16 protein-coding genes are annotated in these 17778 nt (G+C 60.7%); 11 read left to right on the top strand and 5 right to left on the bottom strand.

Translation table 11 applies throughout. From position 1 onward, the window contains the following. Positions 1-5 precede the first annotated feature (5 nt). The 8 genes from PSV26_RS22570 to PSV26_RS22535 all read left to right on the top strand — a co-directional run bounded on the left by PSV26_RS22570 (position 6) and on the right by PSV26_RS22535 (position 11019). Positions 6-791: a Stp1/IreP family PP2C-type Ser/Thr phosphatase gene (locus PSV26_RS22570; RefSeq protein ID WP_300511979.1), complete on the top strand. Its 786-nt coding sequence runs from the start codon at positions 6-8 to the stop codon at positions 789-791. 40 nt (positions 792-831) lie between these two features. Continuing rightward, positions 832-1491: an FHA domain-containing protein gene (locus PSV26_RS22565; RefSeq protein ID WP_300574293.1), complete on the top strand. Its 660-nt coding sequence runs from the start codon at positions 832-834 to the stop codon at positions 1489-1491. A 63-nt stretch (positions 1492-1554) separates the two neighbouring features. Next, positions 1555-3804 (top strand): CHASE2 domain-containing protein, encoded by a 2250-nt coding sequence (locus PSV26_RS22560; RefSeq protein WP_300574291.1) that lies wholly within the window; start codon positions 1555-1557, stop codon positions 3802-3804. A 34-nt stretch (positions 3805-3838) separates the two neighbouring features. After that, positions 3839-4630 (top strand): 3',5'-cyclic-nucleotide phosphodiesterase, encoded by a 792-nt coding sequence (locus PSV26_RS22555; RefSeq protein ID WP_300511982.1) that lies wholly within the window; start codon positions 3839-3841, stop codon positions 4628-4630. Continuing rightward, a complete protein-coding gene (locus PSV26_RS22550) occupies positions 4627-7032 on the top strand; it encodes a GspE/PulE family protein (RefSeq protein ID WP_300574289.1) in 2406 nt (801 codons plus the stop codon). Before PSV26_RS22555 ends, PSV26_RS22550 begins: the two co-directional genes overlap by 4 nt. A 145-nt stretch (positions 7033-7177) precedes the next feature. Continuing rightward, complete coding sequence (locus PSV26_RS22545; protein WP_300574287.1) at positions 7178-7669, top strand: pilin; 492 nt, start codon at positions 7178-7180, stop codon at positions 7667-7669. 33 nt (positions 7670-7702) lie between these two features. After that, on the top strand, positions 7703-9475 hold the full coding sequence (locus tag PSV26_RS22540; protein ID WP_300574285.1) for an O-antigen ligase family protein: 1773 nt from the start codon (positions 7703-7705) through the stop codon (positions 9473-9475). A 152-nt stretch (positions 9476-9627) separates the two neighbouring features. Beyond that, positions 9628-11019: a Wzy polymerase domain-containing protein gene (locus tag PSV26_RS22535; RefSeq protein WP_300574282.1), complete on the top strand. Its 1392-nt coding sequence runs from the start codon at positions 9628-9630 to the stop codon at positions 11017-11019. Between the two features lie 12 nt (positions 11020-11031). Here the strand turns inward: PSV26_RS22535 and moaC are convergent, their stop codons facing one another. After that, positions 11032-11520 (bottom strand): cyclic pyranopterin monophosphate synthase MoaC, encoded by a 489-nt coding sequence (gene moaC / locus PSV26_RS22530; RefSeq protein WP_300574280.1) that lies wholly within the window; start codon positions 11518-11520, stop codon positions 11032-11034. A gap of 170 nt (positions 11521-11690) precedes the next feature. Here moaC and PSV26_RS22525 point away from each other — a divergent pair, with 170 nt between their 5' ends. Further along, positions 11691-13292: a M48 family metalloprotease gene (locus PSV26_RS22525; protein ID WP_300574278.1), complete on the top strand. Its 1602-nt coding sequence runs from the start codon at positions 11691-11693 to the stop codon at positions 13290-13292. Here PSV26_RS22525 and PSV26_RS22520 read toward each other — a convergent pair. From PSV26_RS22520 to PSV26_RS22510, 3 genes are all read right to left on the bottom strand, one after another. Beyond that, positions 13251-13601 (bottom strand): phage holin family protein, encoded by a 351-nt coding sequence (locus PSV26_RS22520; protein WP_300511989.1) that lies wholly within the window; start codon positions 13599-13601, stop codon positions 13251-13253. The genes PSV26_RS22525 and PSV26_RS22520 overlap by 42 nt on opposite strands. 78 nt (positions 13602-13679) lie before the next feature. Next, complete coding sequence (locus PSV26_RS22515) at positions 13680-14129, bottom strand: hypothetical protein (RefSeq protein WP_300511990.1); 450 nt, start codon at positions 14127-14129, stop codon at positions 13680-13682. 82 nt (positions 14130-14211) lie between these two features. Then, positions 14212-14940 (bottom strand): TerC family protein, encoded by a 729-nt coding sequence (locus tag PSV26_RS22510; protein WP_300511991.1) that lies wholly within the window; start codon positions 14938-14940, stop codon positions 14212-14214. Positions 14941-15421: 481 nt separating this feature from the next. Here PSV26_RS22510 and PSV26_RS22505 point away from each other — a divergent pair, with 481 nt between their 5' ends. Together PSV26_RS22505 and PSV26_RS22500 are read left to right on the top strand one after the other, a co-directional pair. After that, positions 15422-15853 (top strand): DUF3717 domain-containing protein, encoded by a 432-nt coding sequence (locus PSV26_RS22505; protein WP_300511992.1) that lies wholly within the window; start codon positions 15422-15424, stop codon positions 15851-15853. 83 nt (positions 15854-15936) lie between these two features. Then, positions 15937-16245, top strand: a complete 309-nt coding sequence (locus PSV26_RS22500; protein WP_300511993.1) for a DUF2007 domain-containing protein — start codon at positions 15937-15939, stop codon at positions 16243-16245. 66 nt (positions 16246-16311) lie between these two features. Here PSV26_RS22500 and purB read toward each other — a convergent pair whose 3' ends face one another. Next, the gene (gene purB / locus PSV26_RS22495; protein ID WP_300574276.1) at positions 16312-17700 is read right to left on the bottom strand and encodes an adenylosuccinate lyase; all 1389 of its coding nucleotides are present in this window, start codon (positions 17698-17700) and stop codon (positions 16312-16314) included. Positions 17701-17778: the final 78 nt, after the last annotated feature.

Raw genomic sequence — 17778 nt, 5'->3', positions numbered from 1 at the left:
ACACGATGATTTACGAGATTTGCACCCAGACAGACCCCGGTTTAACCCGGGACAACAACGAAGACTCCGTCACGTTTGATGCCCCGACCCGCCTTTGCATTCTGGCTGACGGCATGGGTGGTTACAACGCCGGGGAAATCGCCAGCGGCATGGCGACGGCATTTATCAGATCGGAATTGGGGCGTTGGCTGGCGCAGGCTGGTAAGCATGCCAACGGCAAGGAGGTGCGCCGGGCGATGGAAATCTGTGTAGAAAACGCCAATCATTCAATTTTTAACGCGGCCAACTCCAATCCGCAGTACTCTGGCATGGGCACCACGCTGGTGGTCGGTGTGTTCCAGAACACCCGTCTGATGCTCGGCCACATAGGAGATTCGCGCTGTTACCGTTTGCGGGGTGGCCAGTTGGAACAGATCACCAAGGATCATTCCCTGCTGCAGGAGCAGATTGACGCGGGGCTGATCACACCGGAGCAGGCGCTGACTTCGGTGAACAAGAATCTGGTGACGCGGGCTTTGGGTGTGGAGGACGCGGTGTTGCTGGAAGTCAACGAACATCGCGTTGAGCTGGGTGATATTTACCTCATGTGCTCTGATGGCCTGTCCGACATGATCAGCGATGAGGCGATTGCGGCTATTCTATCGGGATCGAAGTCGCTGGAGCAGGGCGCCAGGCAGCTTGTTGCTGCAGCCAACGACAGCGGCGGCCGGGATAATATTTCAGTATTGCTGGCACAAGCCAAGGAGGCTTCGGTCAAACGTGGCCTGTTGTCCAGAATGCTGGGGAAATAGTCCGCTTGAGTGACATACTAAAAACAGACAGGAGTCGGCCATGCCGAAAATGATCGTCTCTATTGACGGCGTTGTGATCAAAGAGGTTCAGTTGACCAAGGACCGTACGTCCCTCGGGCGCCGTCCTTACAACGATATCGTCATTGACAACCTCGCCGTCAGTGGGGAACATGCCGTTTTGCAGATGTCCGGGAACGATGTTTTTGTTGAAGACCTGAACAGCACCAATGGCACGTATCTCAACGGCAAGGCTGTCAAGAAGCAGCAGCTCAACAACGGTGACACCGTCGAAATCGGCAAATACAAGATCAAGTACGTCAACGAAGCCGCGAGTCCGGGTTTCGAGAAAACGATGATCATCAAGGCCGGCTCTGCCGGACTGGTTGCCCCTGCAGGGACGGCAGCTGCCCCTGCGGCGGCCCCCGTCGACGGGGTGGGCGCCACGGCGGCGATCAAGGTCATGTCCGGAGCAGCCGCTGGCCGGGAAGTCGCCCTGGTCAAGGTGGTCACCACCATCGGCAAGCCCGGGGTGGCAGTTGCGGCCATCACCAAGCGACCGCAGGGCTTTGTCGTGGCGCATGTGGAAGGAGACAACAAACCAACGCTGAACGGAACGCACATTGGGGTTGAGCCTGTTCCGCTGAAAAACGGCGATGTACTCGAGTTGGCGGGCACGCAAATGCAGTTCGTCCAGCGCTGATCAGGCCGTCTCCCCGCGTTCGGCAGGAAAACCAGTTCAGATCCCGGCTCTTCACGAAGCCTTATGCGACTTTTTTCCCGGCATTGGCCTCGCATTGCCGTCACGCTGATTCCGCTTGTTTTTGCATTGCTCCATGCCAGCGGTGCGTTGCGTCTGGATGTTCTGCAGCGGCTCGACGACATCCTTTATGACGCCAGGCTTCGGGCCACCATGCCCCGGACGCTGGATGAGCGCATTGTCATCGTGGACATCGATGAAAAGAGCCTGGCGGAAGCCGGTCGCTGGCCATGGGGGCGCAACAAGCTGGCCGCGCTCGTAGACGAGTTGCTGGGCCGGCAGCAGGCCGCGCTGCTGGGATTCGACGTGGTTTTTGCGGAGGCCGATGACAGCTCGGGCCTGAAAAGGCTGCAGCAACTGGCCCAAGGCGAACTGAAGGATCAGCCCGCCTTTGCCGACAAGCTCGGCCAGATCGAGGCCAGCCTTGATTACGATGCTCTGTTCGCAAAATCGTTGGCGAAAAAACCTGTCGTGCTGGGGTATTACTTCACCAGCGACCGGGATGGTCGTATCAACGGTGTTTTGCCCGCTCCCGTCATGGGACGGGAGGCGCTCAAGGGGCGGCCTATCCGGTTTACCAGCTGGAACGGTTTTGGTGCCAACATCGATACCATCGGCAAGGCGGCGCCTATGGCAGGGTTTTTCAACTCCATCACGGATGGTGATGGGGTTGTTCGATCGATTCCCCTGCTGGCTGAATACAAAGGCGAGTACTACGAGTCGCTGTCCCTGGCGATGTTTCGCATGCTGGTGGGCCAACCCGGCGTCGAGCCGGGATTTCCGCAGGAAAAATTCCTGACCCGCAATTACCAGGGACTGGAAAGCATTTTGCTCAAGCAGGGCCCTAAAACGCTGGCCATTCCGGTGGATGACCGGGTGGCCACGCTGGTGCCGTTTCGCGGGCCCGGTGGCGCCAGTGGCGGGTCCTACCGGTATGTCTCCGCGTCCGATGTGCTGGCCGGAAAAATGCCGCCGGGACAGCTGAAGGACAAGATAGTCCTGCTCGGCACCACGGCGCCTGGCTTGCTGGACCTGAGGGTCACGCCGGTCGGGGAAACCTACCCCGGCGTCGAAACCCATGCCAATGTGATTTCGGGGTTTCTCGATGGCAAGGTGTTTGTCAAGCCGGACTATGCGGTTGGTTTCGAGGTGGTGATGCTTGTCCTGTCGGGGCTGACGCTGGCATTGACCCTGCCGCTGCTGTCTGCGCCGCGGGCGGTGGCGACCAGCGCCGCGGTGACGGCTGCCCTGGTGGGGCTGAATTTCTGGCTTTATTCGGCCTATGGGCTGGTGTTGCCTCTGGCTACCGCGCTGGTCATGGCACTCACGGCGTTCGCGCTGAACATGAGTTATGGCTATTTTGTGGAAAGTCGCTCCAAGCGGGAACTGGCCAACCTGTTCGGCACTTATGTGCCCCCCGAGCTGGTCGATGAAATGGTCAAGGACCCCGACAGCTACAGCATGAAAGCCTCGGCCAAGGAGCTCACGGTGATGTTCTGCGACATGCGCGGTTTCACCCGAATGTCCGAAACCATGGAGCCGACACAGTTGCAGGCCCTGCTCAACGGCGTCTTCAGCCGTCTCACGGCCCTGATCCGCACCAACCGCGGCACCATCGACAAGTACATGGGTGACTGCGTGATGGCATTCTGGGGTGCGCCCGTCGAGACACCCGAGCACGCCGCTCTCGGGGTCAGGACCTCGCTGGAGATGGTGCAGGCCGTGCGCCAGCTCAACGAGGAGCATCGCAGCCAGGGTTTGCCGGAAATAGGCATAGGCATCGGGCTGAACACCGGCAGCATGTGCGTGGGCGACATGGGCTCGGATATCCGTCGCAGTTATACGGTCATTGGCGACGCGGTCAACCTGGGGTCCCGCCTGGAGGGGTTGTGCAAGATCTATGGCGTCGATACCGTGGTCAGTGCGTCCACCCGCGAACTGGCCCCTGGTTTCGCCTGGCAGGAACTCGACAAGGTCCGGGTCAAGGGCAAGGACCAGGCGGTGGCCATTTTCTGCCCGGTGGCGCTTCCTGGCCAGCTCGACAAGCAGTTAAGCGGCGAACTCCGGGAGTGGACGTTGGCGCTCAAGGCCTACCGGGATCAGGCCTGGGACGACTGCGATGTGCATTTGCTCAACTTACAGCGCATGAATGGGCAAAAGTACCTTTACCGCCTGTATGCAGAGCGTGTAGCCTCCATGAGGCTGTTGCCGTTTGATCCCGATTGGGACGGGGCAACCAACTTCGAAACCAAATGACAGAGCCTGCCGGAACCTCAAGGTAGATAAGACCATGAAAGTACGCGTACTGGGCTGCTCGGGAGCCATTGCCAAAGGCTGCCGCACCACGTCGTTCCTGCTGGATCACGACGTTCTGGTCGACGCCGGGACGGGCGTTGGCGATCTCACGCTGGACGAGATGCGCGGCGTTGACCACGTACTGCTGACCCATTCCCACCTGGATCACGTGGCGGCCCTGCCGCTGATGGTGGACGCGATTGCGGCCAAACGCACAACCCCGATACAGATTCATGCACTGCAGGGCACGATTGACGCGCTGAAAGCCCATATTTTCAACAACACCATCTGGCCTGATTTCTCGCGAATTCCCACACCGGAAGCACCCTTTGTCAGCTTTCACCCTCTGGCCGTGGGCCAGACCCTGCTGCTGGCGGGAAAATATGTCGAAGTGCTGCCAGCTGTTCATACCGTGCCAGCAGTCGGTTATGCGGTGGCCACTGGCTCCGGGTGCTGGGTGTTCACCGGCGACACTGAGCGCAATCCCGCTTTGTGGGCCCGCGTCAACCAGCTTAACGTCGCGATGTTGGTGATCGAGACGGCTTTCAGCAACCGCGAACGCGACCTGGCACGGCGCAGCCTGCATCTGTCGCCCCATGCGCTGGCCAGCGAGCTGGACTGCATCGAAAAAGGCAGAAACTATCCGATTTACATTACCCATACCAAGCCGGCAGAGACCGACTTGATCATGGCCGAGATCCAGCGCTTTGACCAGACGGCGCCGTTTGGTCCCAACGTTACCCACGACATACGCTGGTTGCGCGCAGGTCAGGAGTTCGAGTTATGAATGCAGTTGTACAGCGGGACCACGAGGACGAGTTTTTTGACTCGCAGATGCTTCCACCGCAGGAGCGGGGCGTTACTTTTGAAGCACTTTATTTTCGCCAGCTCCAACTGGTCACCAACCGCATTCATGAAACCGAGAACATTGATCAGATCATGCTGGAGGCCAGCCAGGATATCTGCAAGCTCTTCAATGCTGATCGCCTGACGCTTTACGCCGTCAGTGAAGACCGCTCGTCCATCATTTCCAAGGTCAAGACGGGGCTTAACACCAGCCGCGACCTGAAGCTGCCCATCAGCGCGCAAAGCATAGCTGGCTACGTTGCGATGGCCAAGACCATGGTGAACATCGCCGATGTGTATGACGACGAGGCGCTCAAGAAAATTCACCCCAGCCTCAGCTTTCTTCAGGAAGTGGACAAACGTTCTGGCTACCGCACCAAACAAATGCTGGTTGCGCCGGTCATGGATGGCAGCACGCTTTATGGCGTCCTGCAGGTGATCAACAATCGCAGCGACCAGCCTTTTGGGAAGCTGGAAGAGGACGGCGCGCAGCAGCTGTGCCAGACGCTGGGCATTGCGCTTCGCCAGCGCATGCAGAAGGCCGAAGATGGTCAAAGGCGCAGGGCGACCAAGTACGACGGCCTGGTCGCTGAAGGGGTTTTGAGCCAGGACGAGTTGCTTCACTGCATCCAGAAGGCGCGCGACGAGATTCAGTCGGTCGAACATCTGCTGATGGCTGATTACCGCATTCGTCCCGCGCAGATTGGCGCTTCGCTGAGCAAGTTCTTTGGGGTTCCCTACGAAGCCTATAACGCGGGTCGCATACGTTCGGAAATGCTGCATGGCCTGCTCAAGCGACACTTTGTCGAGCAGCAGCGATGGATGCCGCTGGAGGACACACCCGACGGGCTGACCATCATGTGTGTTGATCCCGAAGCGGTGCGGGGCGCCCGGGTGGTCCCGCAGGTATTCCCGAAAATCAGCAAGTTCGCCTATTGCGTGACCACCCAGACCGAATTTGACGAAACCCTGAGTCAGCTTTTTGGCGCGGGCAACGAAGGCGGCTCCATTGACCAGCTTCTGGCCGACATGGATTCGCCGCTCGAAAACGATGCTAACGATGACTCGGCGCTCGAATCGGCCGCCGCCGACAACGAACTGGTCAAGTTCGTCAACAAGGTCATCATTGATGCCTACAAGCAGAAGGCTTCCGACATCCACATCGAGCCCATGCCGGGAAAGGCCAAGACCGGCATCCGTTTTCGCATCGACGGAAGCTTGCTGCCCTACATCGAGGTGCCGGCCCAGTTTCGCCAGGCCATGGTCACGCGGCTCAAAATCATGTGTGATCTCGACATTTCCGAAAAGCGCAAACCACAGGACGGAAAGATCAAGTTCAAGAAATATGGGCCGCTCGACATCGAGCTACGCGTGGCCACCATCCCGTCTGCGGGCGGGGTCGAGGATGTCGTCATGCGGATTCTGGCAGCGGGCGAGCCCATTCCGCTTGATAGGCTGGGGCTGACGGATCACAACAGGGAGCGGCTTGAGAAAACGGTCTCCAAACCCTACGGCCTTTTTTATGTGTGTGGCCCGACTGGTTCCGGCAAAACGACCACGCTGCATTCCATCCTGAAATTCCTGAACACGCCAGACACCAAGATCTGGACGGCCGAAGACCCGGTCGAGATCACGCAAAAGGGTTTACGCCAGGTCCAGATCAACAAGAAGGCAGGCATCGACTTTGCCCTGGTGATGCGAGCTTTCCTGCGCGCCGATCCGGACATCATCATGGTCGGCGAGTCGCGCGACAAGGAAACAGTCTCGATGGGTGTGGAAGCCTCGTTGACAGGCCACATGGTGTTTTCGACGCTGCATACCAATTCTGCCCCTGAGTCCATCACGCGGCTCCTGGACATGGGCATGGACCCTTTCAATTTTGCCGATGCCCTGCTCGGCATTCTCGCGCAACGGCTTGCCAAGAAACTATGCGAATGCAAGCAGCCCTACCAGCCGGCCGCGCAGGAAATCAAGGACTTCATCAAGGAGTACTCCGAGGAACTGCGAAGTACGGATGCCTGGAAGACGGATCCGGGGGGCGAAGCGCAGAAGCTGCTGGACGATTGGATGCAACGGTACGCCAAGGATGGGCAGCTCACCATGTATCGAGCGGTAGGGTGCGATAAATGTAACCAGACCGGCTACAAGGGCCGCATTGGCTTGCATGAATTGATGATTGCCGACGATGCAGCTAAAAAACTGATTCAGGAACGCGCTCGCGTGGCAGAGCTGTTTGCAGCGGCCGTCAACAGCGGCATGCACACACTGAAAATGGACGGGATGGAGAAAGTGCTGATGGGGCTGACCGACCTCAAGCAGGTTCGGTCAGTTTGCATCAAGTGACAAAATTGTCAGCAACGTCTTGACGGCTGACGAAAAGAGTAACTTTTGCTCCCAGAGGATGCTGAAAGCGGTTGATTTAGACCTGTTTCGGCTTGGCACGGCATCTGCTTAATGATCTCGCTAGTTTCTTAACCAAGGAGTTTTTATGAAGCGTTCCATGCAAAAGGGTTTTACCCTGATCGAGTTGATGATCGTTGTTGCGATCATCGGTATTTTGGCTGCGGTGGCTTTGCCGGCTTATCAGGACTACACCGTCCGGGCTAAGATGTCCGAGGTGATTTTGGCCGCATCGGCCTGCCGCACCAGCGTAACCGAGACGCGCCAGACCAACAATGCCGCTTCCTTGCCAACCGCTGGTCTCTGGGGTTGCGAGTCTTCGACATCCACCAGCAAATATGTCAGCTCGATCCGGACCGACGACTTTGGCGCGATCAACGTGCTGGTTAACACCGCCAATCTCTCGCAAGTTACGGGTTCTGTTTACCTGATTCCGGTGCTGTCCGGTGGTACTACCGGTAACATTACCGGCTGGGAATGCGGCCCAAGCGTCGCGGGAATTGGGAAGTATCTTCCTGGTTCATGCCGCAGTGCTATCGCAACAGCCTACACCGTTGCCGGTTCCTGGGCCGCCAACTGATATTCCTTTCGTCAGCGGTGTCCAGGTGACGTGATGTATGCTGACGTTGTGCGAATGTTAAAAATACGCCCCGAGGGGCGTATTTTTTTACGTATGCAAAAAATCGCACTGTTTTTTCTTTTCTCAAGCTGGCTTGAGCCCCTGCATTTTCTTCCTTGGGTCAGCTGGCACAACGAGTTGTGGTCCATCTTGGCCGTTTTGCTGCTGGCCTGGCATGGTCTGTTGGAGCGCATTAAAAAGAAGGATCTGAATACCTTTTTGCCGATCTCCATACTCCCTTTTGTTGCCTTGGGCGCCATCGTTGCGATGCAACTGGCTTTGGGTGTCATCACTTTTGCGGGTGACGCCGGGATGATGGGCTTTTACATGGCGCTGTGCGTCATTTGCCTGAGCATGGGGTTTGCAGCTGGCAGAAATGCCGTGGACATGCGGGCGGTGGGTTCTGGCGCAATCACTGGTGGCCAGGGCGAATCCACAGCAACGCTGCTGGCATTTGCATTGTTGGCTGGAGCGTTCGCATCGGCGGTTCTGGCTTTTTGCCAGATTTTTGAGCTATGGGAAGGCGCCGGTTGGATATCCCGAATGCCGGAGTTGCGCCGACCTGGTGGAAATCTGGGGCAGCCCAACCATTTGGCGACCTTGCTGATCATGGGCCTTGCGAGTTTGTTGTTTCTGCATGAATCGAAAAAAGTAAGAGCCCTGCCTTCCGCCCTGATTCTGCTGACTTTATGTGTTGCCCTGGCTGCAACCGAGTCTCGTACCGGCGTCCTGAACTTCCTGCTGTTGTCGCTCTGGTGGTTTGTCAAGCGCAAACCGGCCGAGTTCGGCTTGTCCCCCTGGTTGGTTCTGCTGGTCGACCTTGGGTTCATCGCGCTCTTTTTGAGCTGGCCGTCGATTTATATCTTCATTCTGCAAATATCAAGCGGTGGTGCAGAAGTAAACACCCAGTTGGGCGGGCGCTGGGTGGTCTGGCCGCAGCTGCTGGACGCAGTGACGCAGCGACCATGGAGCGGGTGGGGTCTGGGGCAGGTTGCTGCCGCCCACAATGCGGTGGTCCATGCCTATACGACGAGCGAACCCTTCTCCTACAGCCATAATATTTTGCTGGATCTGGCGCTGGGTGTCGGGGTGCCGCTCACCGCGCTGTTGACTTTGGCCGTCGGCATCTGGTTGTGGCGGCGCGTTCGGTCCACGGCGCGGTTGTTGCCCTGGTACTGTCTGGCGCTGATCCTGCCCGTTGGAATCCATTCGATGTTTGAGTTCCCGTTTGCATATGCCTACTTTCTGGTGCCCGTGATGTTGGCCGCGGGTGCCTTGGACGGTTTGATCGAGACCAAACCCGTGATCCGTATGGGCGTGTGGACAGCGGCATCACTTTTGCTGGGCCTAAGTATTGTTGCCGCGTGGTCAGTGGCTGAATATGTTGCGGTTGAAGAGGACTTCCGCATTGTGCGATTTGAAGACCTACGCATCGGGAAAACGCCAACCGACTACGAGCGGCCCAACGTAGTTCTCTTGACGCAGCTGGCAGCATTACTGGATGGCGCCCGCATTACACCCAAACCTAACATGACGGACCAAGAACTGGCACTCGCCAAAAACGTTGCGCTGCGTTACCCATGGACTGCAACGCAAAACAGGTATGCACTGTCGCTCGCCTTGAATGGCAGCCCCGGGGAAGCGGTCAGGCAACTCCGTGTCATGAAAGCCATGCATGGGGAAAAAAGATATCGGGAGATCAAATCAAACTGGAACGATCTGGCGCGGGACAGGTACCCTGAACTGCGCGAGTTGACGCTACCTTGACGAGATTGAGTGCGTCGCAGGGGACTGCTTTCGCGCTGATCGCTGGGTTGACTTTGATCGTACCTTGGCTGAATCCATTTGCGCCCGGTCCGTCACCTGCTGCTGTGCCTTGGCTGGTCGCGTCTACTGCCACTGCGTGTTTAATTCTGTTGATGTCGCTGCGTGCCATCTCGCGCAAAGCAATGGGCAATGGACCTTTTGCGCAGCGGTGGGCCTACCCCGCAGTATGGGCTTGGGTGCTCCCCGGTGCCGTCAGCAGCGCTATCGGCTTGCTGCAATATTTCGGTGCAGCGGCCGCGCTTGCTCCGTGGGTCAATCAGGCCCCGTTGGGCGAGGCCTTTGCCAATTTGCGCCAACGCAACCAGTTTGCGAGTTTGACCAACATCGCGGTGGTCGCGCTGGTATGGCTGGTTGTGAAGCACGGTTTTTCCCGTCGCCGGGAGAGGCTGGTGTGGATGGTTGCTGGCCTGCTGGCGGTGGGGAATGCCGCATCCTCATCGCGGACAGGGTTGTTGCAGCTGGTTTTGTTGTGCGTGCTGTGCTTGCTCTGGCCCGGATGGCGCCAACCGCCGGTGCGCCGCGTCTTGTTGACGGCGGTGCTGGCCTATGGGGTGGCCGCGCTGGCGCTGCCTTGGTTGGCCGGGTTGGATCTGCTGGGCCATGGCATGGTTGCCCGTCTGCGTGCGGGGGACGCCGTCTGTGCCGGGCGCCTCACCCTCTGGTCCAACGTGTTGCATCTGATTGGGCAAAAGCCCTGGTTCGGATGGGGCGGGGGTGAGCTGGACTACGCGCATTACATGGTGCTCTATCCAGGCGAGCGGTTCTGCGACATTCTGGACAATGCCCACAACCTGCCGCTGCACCTGGCGGTGGAGCTGGGCATTCCGTTGGCGCTGGTTGTTTGTGGCGGTGCGGGTTGGGTCGTCTGGCGTGCCCGGCCCTGGCGCGAAACGGACCCGACCCGTCAAATGGCTTGGGGTGTGCTGGTCGTGATTATGTTGCACAGCATGCTGGAATATCCGCTGTGGTATGGCCCCTTCCAGATGGCATTCGGGCTGTGCGTGTGGATGCTGTGGCCAGGGCCCAAAGAGCCGGCAGCTGGCTCCCGTCGATACGCGCGCGTGGCGCCGACCACTCGGCTTGTCGTGGCGACAGCGTTGTTGGCTGGGGTGGCTTATGCCGCATGGGATTACCACCGTGTCAGCCAGCTGTACCTGGCGCCGCAGGCGCGCGACGCGGCTTACCGCGACGACACGCTGGACAAGGTTCGCGGATCCTGGCTTTTCCGGAACCAGGTGCAATTTGCGGAGCTGACGACCACCACGCTCAGGCGCGACAACGCGCAATGGACTTTCGACACCGCTACTGCCTTGCTGCATTACTCGCCAGAACCGCGGGTGATTGAAAAGGTGATTGAAAGCGCTGTCATGCTGGGGCGTGACGATGAAGCCCTGTTGCACCTGGTTCGTTACCGGGCAGCTTTTCCAGACGACCACGCAAAATGGCGCCCTGCCAACAGCCCGAATGGCTGGCCTGCAAACTGACCCGTGACGCAGCTAGGGCGTTGCGACAAAACTTCCCGACTTTCCGCCATGTTTTTCCAGCAGCTTGATGTCCGTCATCGTCATTCCGCGATCCGCGGCTTTGCACATGTCATAGATCGTCAGCAAGGCTATTTGCACCGCAGTCAGGGCCTCCATCTCCACGCCTGTCGGTCCGACCGTTTCCACCGTCGCCTGGCAAACGATGCTGGCGCTGTCTGCGTCGGGGCTGAAATCCATCGCCACGCGCGTCAGCGCCAGCGGGTGACACAGGGGAATCAGGTCGCTGGTTTTTTTGGCCGCCATGATGCCGGCAATCCGGGCAATGCCGAGCACGTCGCCTTTTTTGGCTGTGCCCTCCAGGATGATGGCGAGGGTGGCAGGGTTCATGGTGATGCGGCCTTGCGCCAAAGCCACCCGGTGGGTGGCCGGTTTGGCGGCCACATCGACCATGTGCGCCTGCCCTGTTGCGTCGAAATGTGTCAGCGGTGAAGTCGTGGTCATACAGTTACAGAACCTTTACAAGCATCCGTCATCATAAGATGTGCAGGTGCATTCAAGCCCGCCTGAAAAGTCACAGGTCGGCAGGCGGCCCAACGATTGGGTGTCCTCCCAGCCTCCGACAAGCACTGGACAGTTTTGCTGGATCTCGACCCCTCGTTTTGTACCCCTTCATGCCGCCATCATTTTTCAAGTCAAAAAGGCATTTTGCCCTTGGCTGCATTGCGCTAGCAGCTAGCATCTTTATAGCGTCACACGGCTTGGCGCATGCCCAGTCCCCGGCCCGGCCCAGTGGCGCGCTGCCGGCGCTGGGCGACACCTCGGAGCTTTCCGCCAGTGCGGAGCGGCGCCTGGGCGACCGGATTGCCGCCAGCATTTACCGCGACCCCGATTACCTGGATGACCCGGTGCTGGGCGACTACCTGCAGGGTATCTGGCAGCCGCTGATGACGGCGGCGCGCGCCCGCGGCGAGCTGGGCCCGGAACTGGACGAGCGGTTTGCCTGGGACGTCATGCAGATCCGCGACCGCAGCATCAACGCCTTCGCCTTGCCGGGGGGTTATCTGGGCGTGCATCTGGGGCTGATAGGCGCCGTGGCCACCCGCGACGAACTGGCCTCGGTCCTGGCGCACGAGTTGAGCCATGTGACTCAGCGGCATATTTCGCGCCTGATGAGCAAGCAGAGCCAGCAGATGCCCTGGCTGATTGCGGCCATGATTCTCGGCGCGCTGGCCGCCAACAAAAGCCCGGACGCTGCCAATGCGGCCATTGCCGGCGGGCAGGCGCTGGCCGTGCAGAACCAGCTCAATTTTTCACGGGACATGGAGCGCGAGGCCGACCGGGTCGGCTTTGGCGTGATGGCCGATGCCGGTTTCGAAAAGCAGGGTTTCGCCAGCATGTTCGACAAGCTGCAGCAGGCCTCCCGGCTCAATGACAATGGCGCGTTTCCCTACCTGCGCAGCCATCCGCTGACGACCGAGCGTATTGCCGAGATCAAGGGTCGGCTGCAACTCGAGGGCGCGACGAGTCCAGCGCCCTCGGGCGCCGGGGAAAACTCGGGCGGTGCGCGCTTGCTGCACGCCATGATGGCTGCCCGGGCACGTGTTCTGGGTGACCCAGGGGTGGATGGCTTGCGGCCCATGGTGGCCGATGCGCAGCGGGTCTCCTTTGCCGGTGCGGCGAATGCGGCTTTGACACCACGCGATGCCGGGGCCCTGTATGGCGGCGCCCTGGCGGCGAGCCGGCTGCGCGATCATGCCCTGGCGCGCAGCCTGGTGGGCAAGCTCAAGTCGGCCGTGCCCGCGAAGACGCCGCTGGCCGATCCGGTCGAGTGGCTGGCGCTGGAGGTCGAACTGGCTGCCGGCAACACCGCAGGTTTGCCGAAGCTAGGCGATACGCGCAGCCGGGCCGCCCTCTTGCTCCAGGCCCGGGCGGATCTCGCGGCAGGTCGGGCGCAGGATGTGTCAGGCGTTCTGCAAACCTGGGTCACCACCCATCCGAAAGATGCCATCGCCTGGCAACTGCTGGCGACAGCCTGGGGCCAGCAGGGGCAGACACTGCGCGCGATTCGGGCCGATGCCGAGAGCCGGGTGGCGCAGCTGGACTACCCTGCGGCCCGTGACCGTTTCAAGGCCGCGCAGGACCTGATGCGCAGCGGTCGCGACGGCGGTGCGGCGGCCAGCAACTATGTCGATGCGTCCATCATCGACACGCGGGCGCGCGAGATCGACCAGTTACTTAGGGAGCAGGCGCTCCAGGAGAAACTCGATCGCTAGCTGCAGCACGGAGTAGATCAGCGAACCGATCAGGGCGGCAACAAATCCCGTGACATGCAGGCCACTGAGCAGGCTGGCGGCCGCCCAGAACATCAGGGCGTTGATGACAAACAGGAACAGCCCCAGCGTCACCAGCGTCACCGGCAGGGTCAGCAGGATCAGCACCGGGCGCACCACCGTGTTGAGCGCGCCCAGCACAGCGGCAGCAAGCAGCGCCGCCGGGAAGCTGGTCACGGTCACGCCGGAATACAGATAGGCCACCGCCAGCAAGGCGGCTGCGCTGCACAGCCATTTGACGATTAGTTTCATGGACCCGAGAATACCACCGCAGGCCAGCCCGGCCGTCGACCGATCGGGTTGACGGAGCGCTGCAAGGCGGACGCAGGGTCAGTCCGCAGCCAGCATCATGCCGGCACCGGCAACGACGGCGGCATAACCCCAGACTCCTTGCGGTTCCTGAGGTTGCTGGCTTGTGACGGGCGGCAGGTCCTGGCCGAATTTGGGCCGGCGCGCATCCAGCACACGTGCCGTGCCGTGCTGGGCCAGCAGAGATTCCGTCAGTTTGCACAGGGGTCCGCGTGCTACCTGGGTCATCACCTCGTCGCCAGGGGCCTGCAGCAGCGGGAGGACTTTCGCAAAGACCTGTTCGGCCCACTTGCCGCGCCAGCTGTCGCGGGCGCTGTTCGTGACCCATTTACTCACGCGATGGGTGATGCGTGGCGCGCAGCCCACCACAATCCATCGGGTCGGCGTACGCGCCGGAGCGGACTGCAGCATGGGCGTCAGCATCTTCAGCGCATAGGCCGCTTCATCGATATACACAATCATGGTGTCCATAAAGTTCTCCTTGGTTTTACGTGCTATGGGGACTTTCGGGCTGCGATGCACAGCCCGCAGGGCCTGTGCGGTGCTCGGGTGTTCATTCGGTGGCGAGTTTGTTGTCCCGGTCGGATCTGGACCTGCGCGTGACCCACCAGCCGGCACCGAGTACGCCCGTGACGGCCAGGGTGTAGGTGCCCCACTGGGCAGCGGTGTGCAGGATTTCGCTCGCTGGCGGGGACGCCGGACCCCCATAGACCATGTCCAGCAAGGGCTCACTGACGATCATCTTGGCTGCAGTGAAGGCCAGCACGGCTGCACCGATATTGATGATGACCGGGAAGCGCTCCACCAGCTTGAGCACCATGGTGCTGCCGAACACCACGATCGGGATGCTGATCAGCAGGCCGATGACGACCAGGTCAAATGCGCCATGAGCGGCACCCGCCACGCCCAGCACGTTGTCCACGCCCATCAGCGCATCGGCGACCACAATGGTTTTCATCGCACTCCAGAAGGTGTTGGCCACCGGGCCGTCATGCTCCTTGTCGCCCTGGTCGGCCAGCAGCTTGTACGCAATCCACAGGAGGCCCAGGCCGCCAACGAGCATCAGACCCGGAATCTTGAGCAGCCAGACCACCCCGACCGTCATCGCCGAGCGTACGACGATGGCGCCTACCGTGCCCCAGACGATGGCCTTTTTCTGCAGATGTGAAGGCAGGTTGCGTGCGGCCAGTGCAATCACGATGGCGTTGTCGCCCGCCAGTACGAGATCGATCAGGATGATGGCCAGCAGGGCTGACCACCAGGGTGTCGAGAAAAGTTCCATGTTCCGCTCACTTCGCTATCCGGGTTTTGACGTTGGAAATCCGCATGCGGATTTCCTGCTTCGTTGAAGCTGGACAGGTCAATGAGTGATGCAGCGGGTTGTTGCCGCGGACGCCTCGATCAAACCCGTACAGGTTTCAATCGAAGGTCTGGCTCGACATGCAGTGTCGCTGCATGTCCAGCAAGCCGGAAGCGTGAGCTTCGTAATGACGACTTGCTGAAGCGATTTTGCTGTTGTGGTGTTTTATTTTGTAATGCAGCAAAACGAGGGAGTTACTCCCCTTCGTGGGGATATTGGACAACAAAACTGCCCGTTTTGCAAATCCGCCGGGTCACGGCCTGCGGAATACCGCGAAAACCCGCGTTGCTGCGTTGGCCGGCCGCGTGGCCGATAATGCGCCAGCCAGCCCGAAGTTACGGCGGCCATCGTCGTCGCCGAGGCCCATTTTCTGGCGTCCACGTTCACCCCATTTCCGACCCGCATGCCTGGCATCCACATCACCGACATTGAAGCGGCCATCAACTACTGGCGCGAGAAAAAGCCCTCGCCCGACGGCATCACGCTCGCGCCCGAGCTGCGCGCCCTGGCCGAGGTCTACGCCCTGCTGGTTTTCCACCACGAGGAAGAGGCCGACGAGGCCGGCTTTCCGCCCCGGGCCATGGCGGCCTGGCGCGCCTGGTACGACACGACCGCCGACACGCCCTGCATCGCCATCTGCTCGACCAGCCAGGGCGACGAGTTGTGCAAGGGCTGCGGGCGCACCTTCGAGGAGGTGCAGCGCTGGCCCGAAATGAGCCCGGCCGCCAAACGGGGAACCTGGCGGCGCATCACGCAGGAAGACACGGCCTGGCGGTTTGGCCGTTATGCCGACCGCGCGCTGGAAAAGAAGGATACCCCGCCAGCGCTGCCCTGAAGCGCTGGAAGCGGGGTCTTTTTGGCTTCCAGCCCTTATACAGCGGGCGCGAGCAGCTATGGATTCAGGAGTAAACTGGGCTGATGCTCCGACTAGCCCGTGCGCCCAACATTGCCATTGCAGCGCTCTGGGCCGATGTGTTGCAGCAGGCGGGCTTTTCGGCCACGGTGCAGCGTTATTTTCTCGGCAGCGTGGCGGGAGAATTGCCGCCCGACCAGTGCCAGCCCGAAGTCTGGCTGACCCACGACCACGAGAAGCCGCGCGCCGAGGCCCTGCTGCACAGCCTGCAGAACCTGCCGCAACGCCGCTGGCTCTGCGCCTGCGGCGAAACTGTGGAAGGCGGCTTCGAGCAGTGTTGGCAATGTGGCGCCGACATGCCGGCGCCGACCTGAGCGCAGGTTCCGGCGCTATCAAGTCAAGCAGGGGTCGCTGCCACACGCAGTGGGGAGCGTGGGGGGTTAAATCTTCCTGGCCAGCTCGGCCGCTTTGCCGGTGTAGCTGGCGGGCGTCATGGCCAGCAGGCGGTCTTTTTCCTCGTCCGGAATCTCCAGTGAGCGGATCAGCCCGTGCAGCGCTTCGGCCGTCACGGTTTTGCCGCGCGTGACTTCCTTGAGTTTTTCGTACGCGCCCTGCACGCCGTAGCGGCGCATCACCGTCTGGATCGGTTCGGCCAGCACTTCCCAGGAGGCATCGAGGTCCTCGGCCAGGGCTTCGTGGTTCAGTTCAAGCTTGCCCAGCCCGGTGCTCATGGAACTGTAGGCCAGCACGGCGTAACCGAAGGCCACGCCCATGTTGCGCAGCACGGTGCTGTCGGTCAGGTCGCGCTGCCAGCGGCTGATGGGCAGTTTTTCGCTCAGGTGGCGCAGCAGCGCGTTGGCCAGGCCGAGGTTGCCTTCGGCGTTTTCGAAATCAATCGGGTTGACCTTGTGCGGCATGGTGCTGGAGCCGATCTCACCGGCCTTGAGGCGCTGCTTGAAGTAGCCCACGCTGACATAACCCCAGACATCACGCGCAAAGTCGATCAGGATGGTGTTGGTGCGCGCCACCGCGTCGAACAGCTCGGCCATGTAGTCGTGCGGCTCGATCTGGATGCTGTAGGCCTGGAAGGTCAGTCCCAGGCCCAGCGGCTCGGGCGACTCGATGACACGCCGGCTCAGCGCCTCCCAGTCAAAGTCGGGCCAGGCCGAGAGGTGGGCGTTGTAGTTGCCAACGGCGCCGTTCATCTTGGCCATCAGCTTGACGGCGGCGATGCGTTCGCGCGCCACGTCCAGGCGCGCCACCACGTTGGCAATTTCCTTGCCGACGGTGGTCGGGCTGGCGGTCTGGCCGTGGGTGCGGCTGAGCATGGGCTCGTCGGCGTAGCGATGGGCCATCTCGCGCAGCTGCGTGATGACCTTGTCCAGCGCCGGCAGCAGCACCTGCTCGCGGCTGCTTTTGAGCTGCAGCGCATGGCTGGTGTTGTTGATGTCTTCGCTGGTGCAGGCGAAATGCACAAACTCGGCGGCAGACTGCAGCTCCGGCCGGGCTTCGAACTTCGATTTGATCCAGTACTCGACCGCCTTCACGTCGTGGTTGGTTGTTTTTTCTATCTCCTTGATCGCGACCGCGTCGCTTTCGCAGAAGTGCTTGACCAGTCCGAGCAGGTAGGTGCGGGCACCGGGGCTCAAGGGCTTGAATTCGGCAAAACCCGCATCCGACAGCGCGATGAACCAGGCGACTTCCACCTGGACGCGGCGGTGCATGTAGCCGAGCTCCGACATCAGCGGCCGCAAGGGGGCGAGTCTGGCGGCGTAACGGCCGTCCAGGGGGGAAAGGGCGGTGATGGAGAAGCTGGTGGACGGGTTCATGGGCGACATTGTAGGCGGGTGGCCTGGCGCGCCGGCAGACAGGTGACCCCGTTTTTGCCGCGTGGCAGACCCGGCCGA

This window comes from Polaromonas sp. (assembly GCF_029945685.1).
In the GTDB taxonomy this organism is placed as follows: Bacteria; Pseudomonadota; Gammaproteobacteria; order Burkholderiales; family Burkholderiaceae_C; genus Polaromonas.
This window is presented reverse-complemented; position numbering and strand designations above follow the sequence as displayed.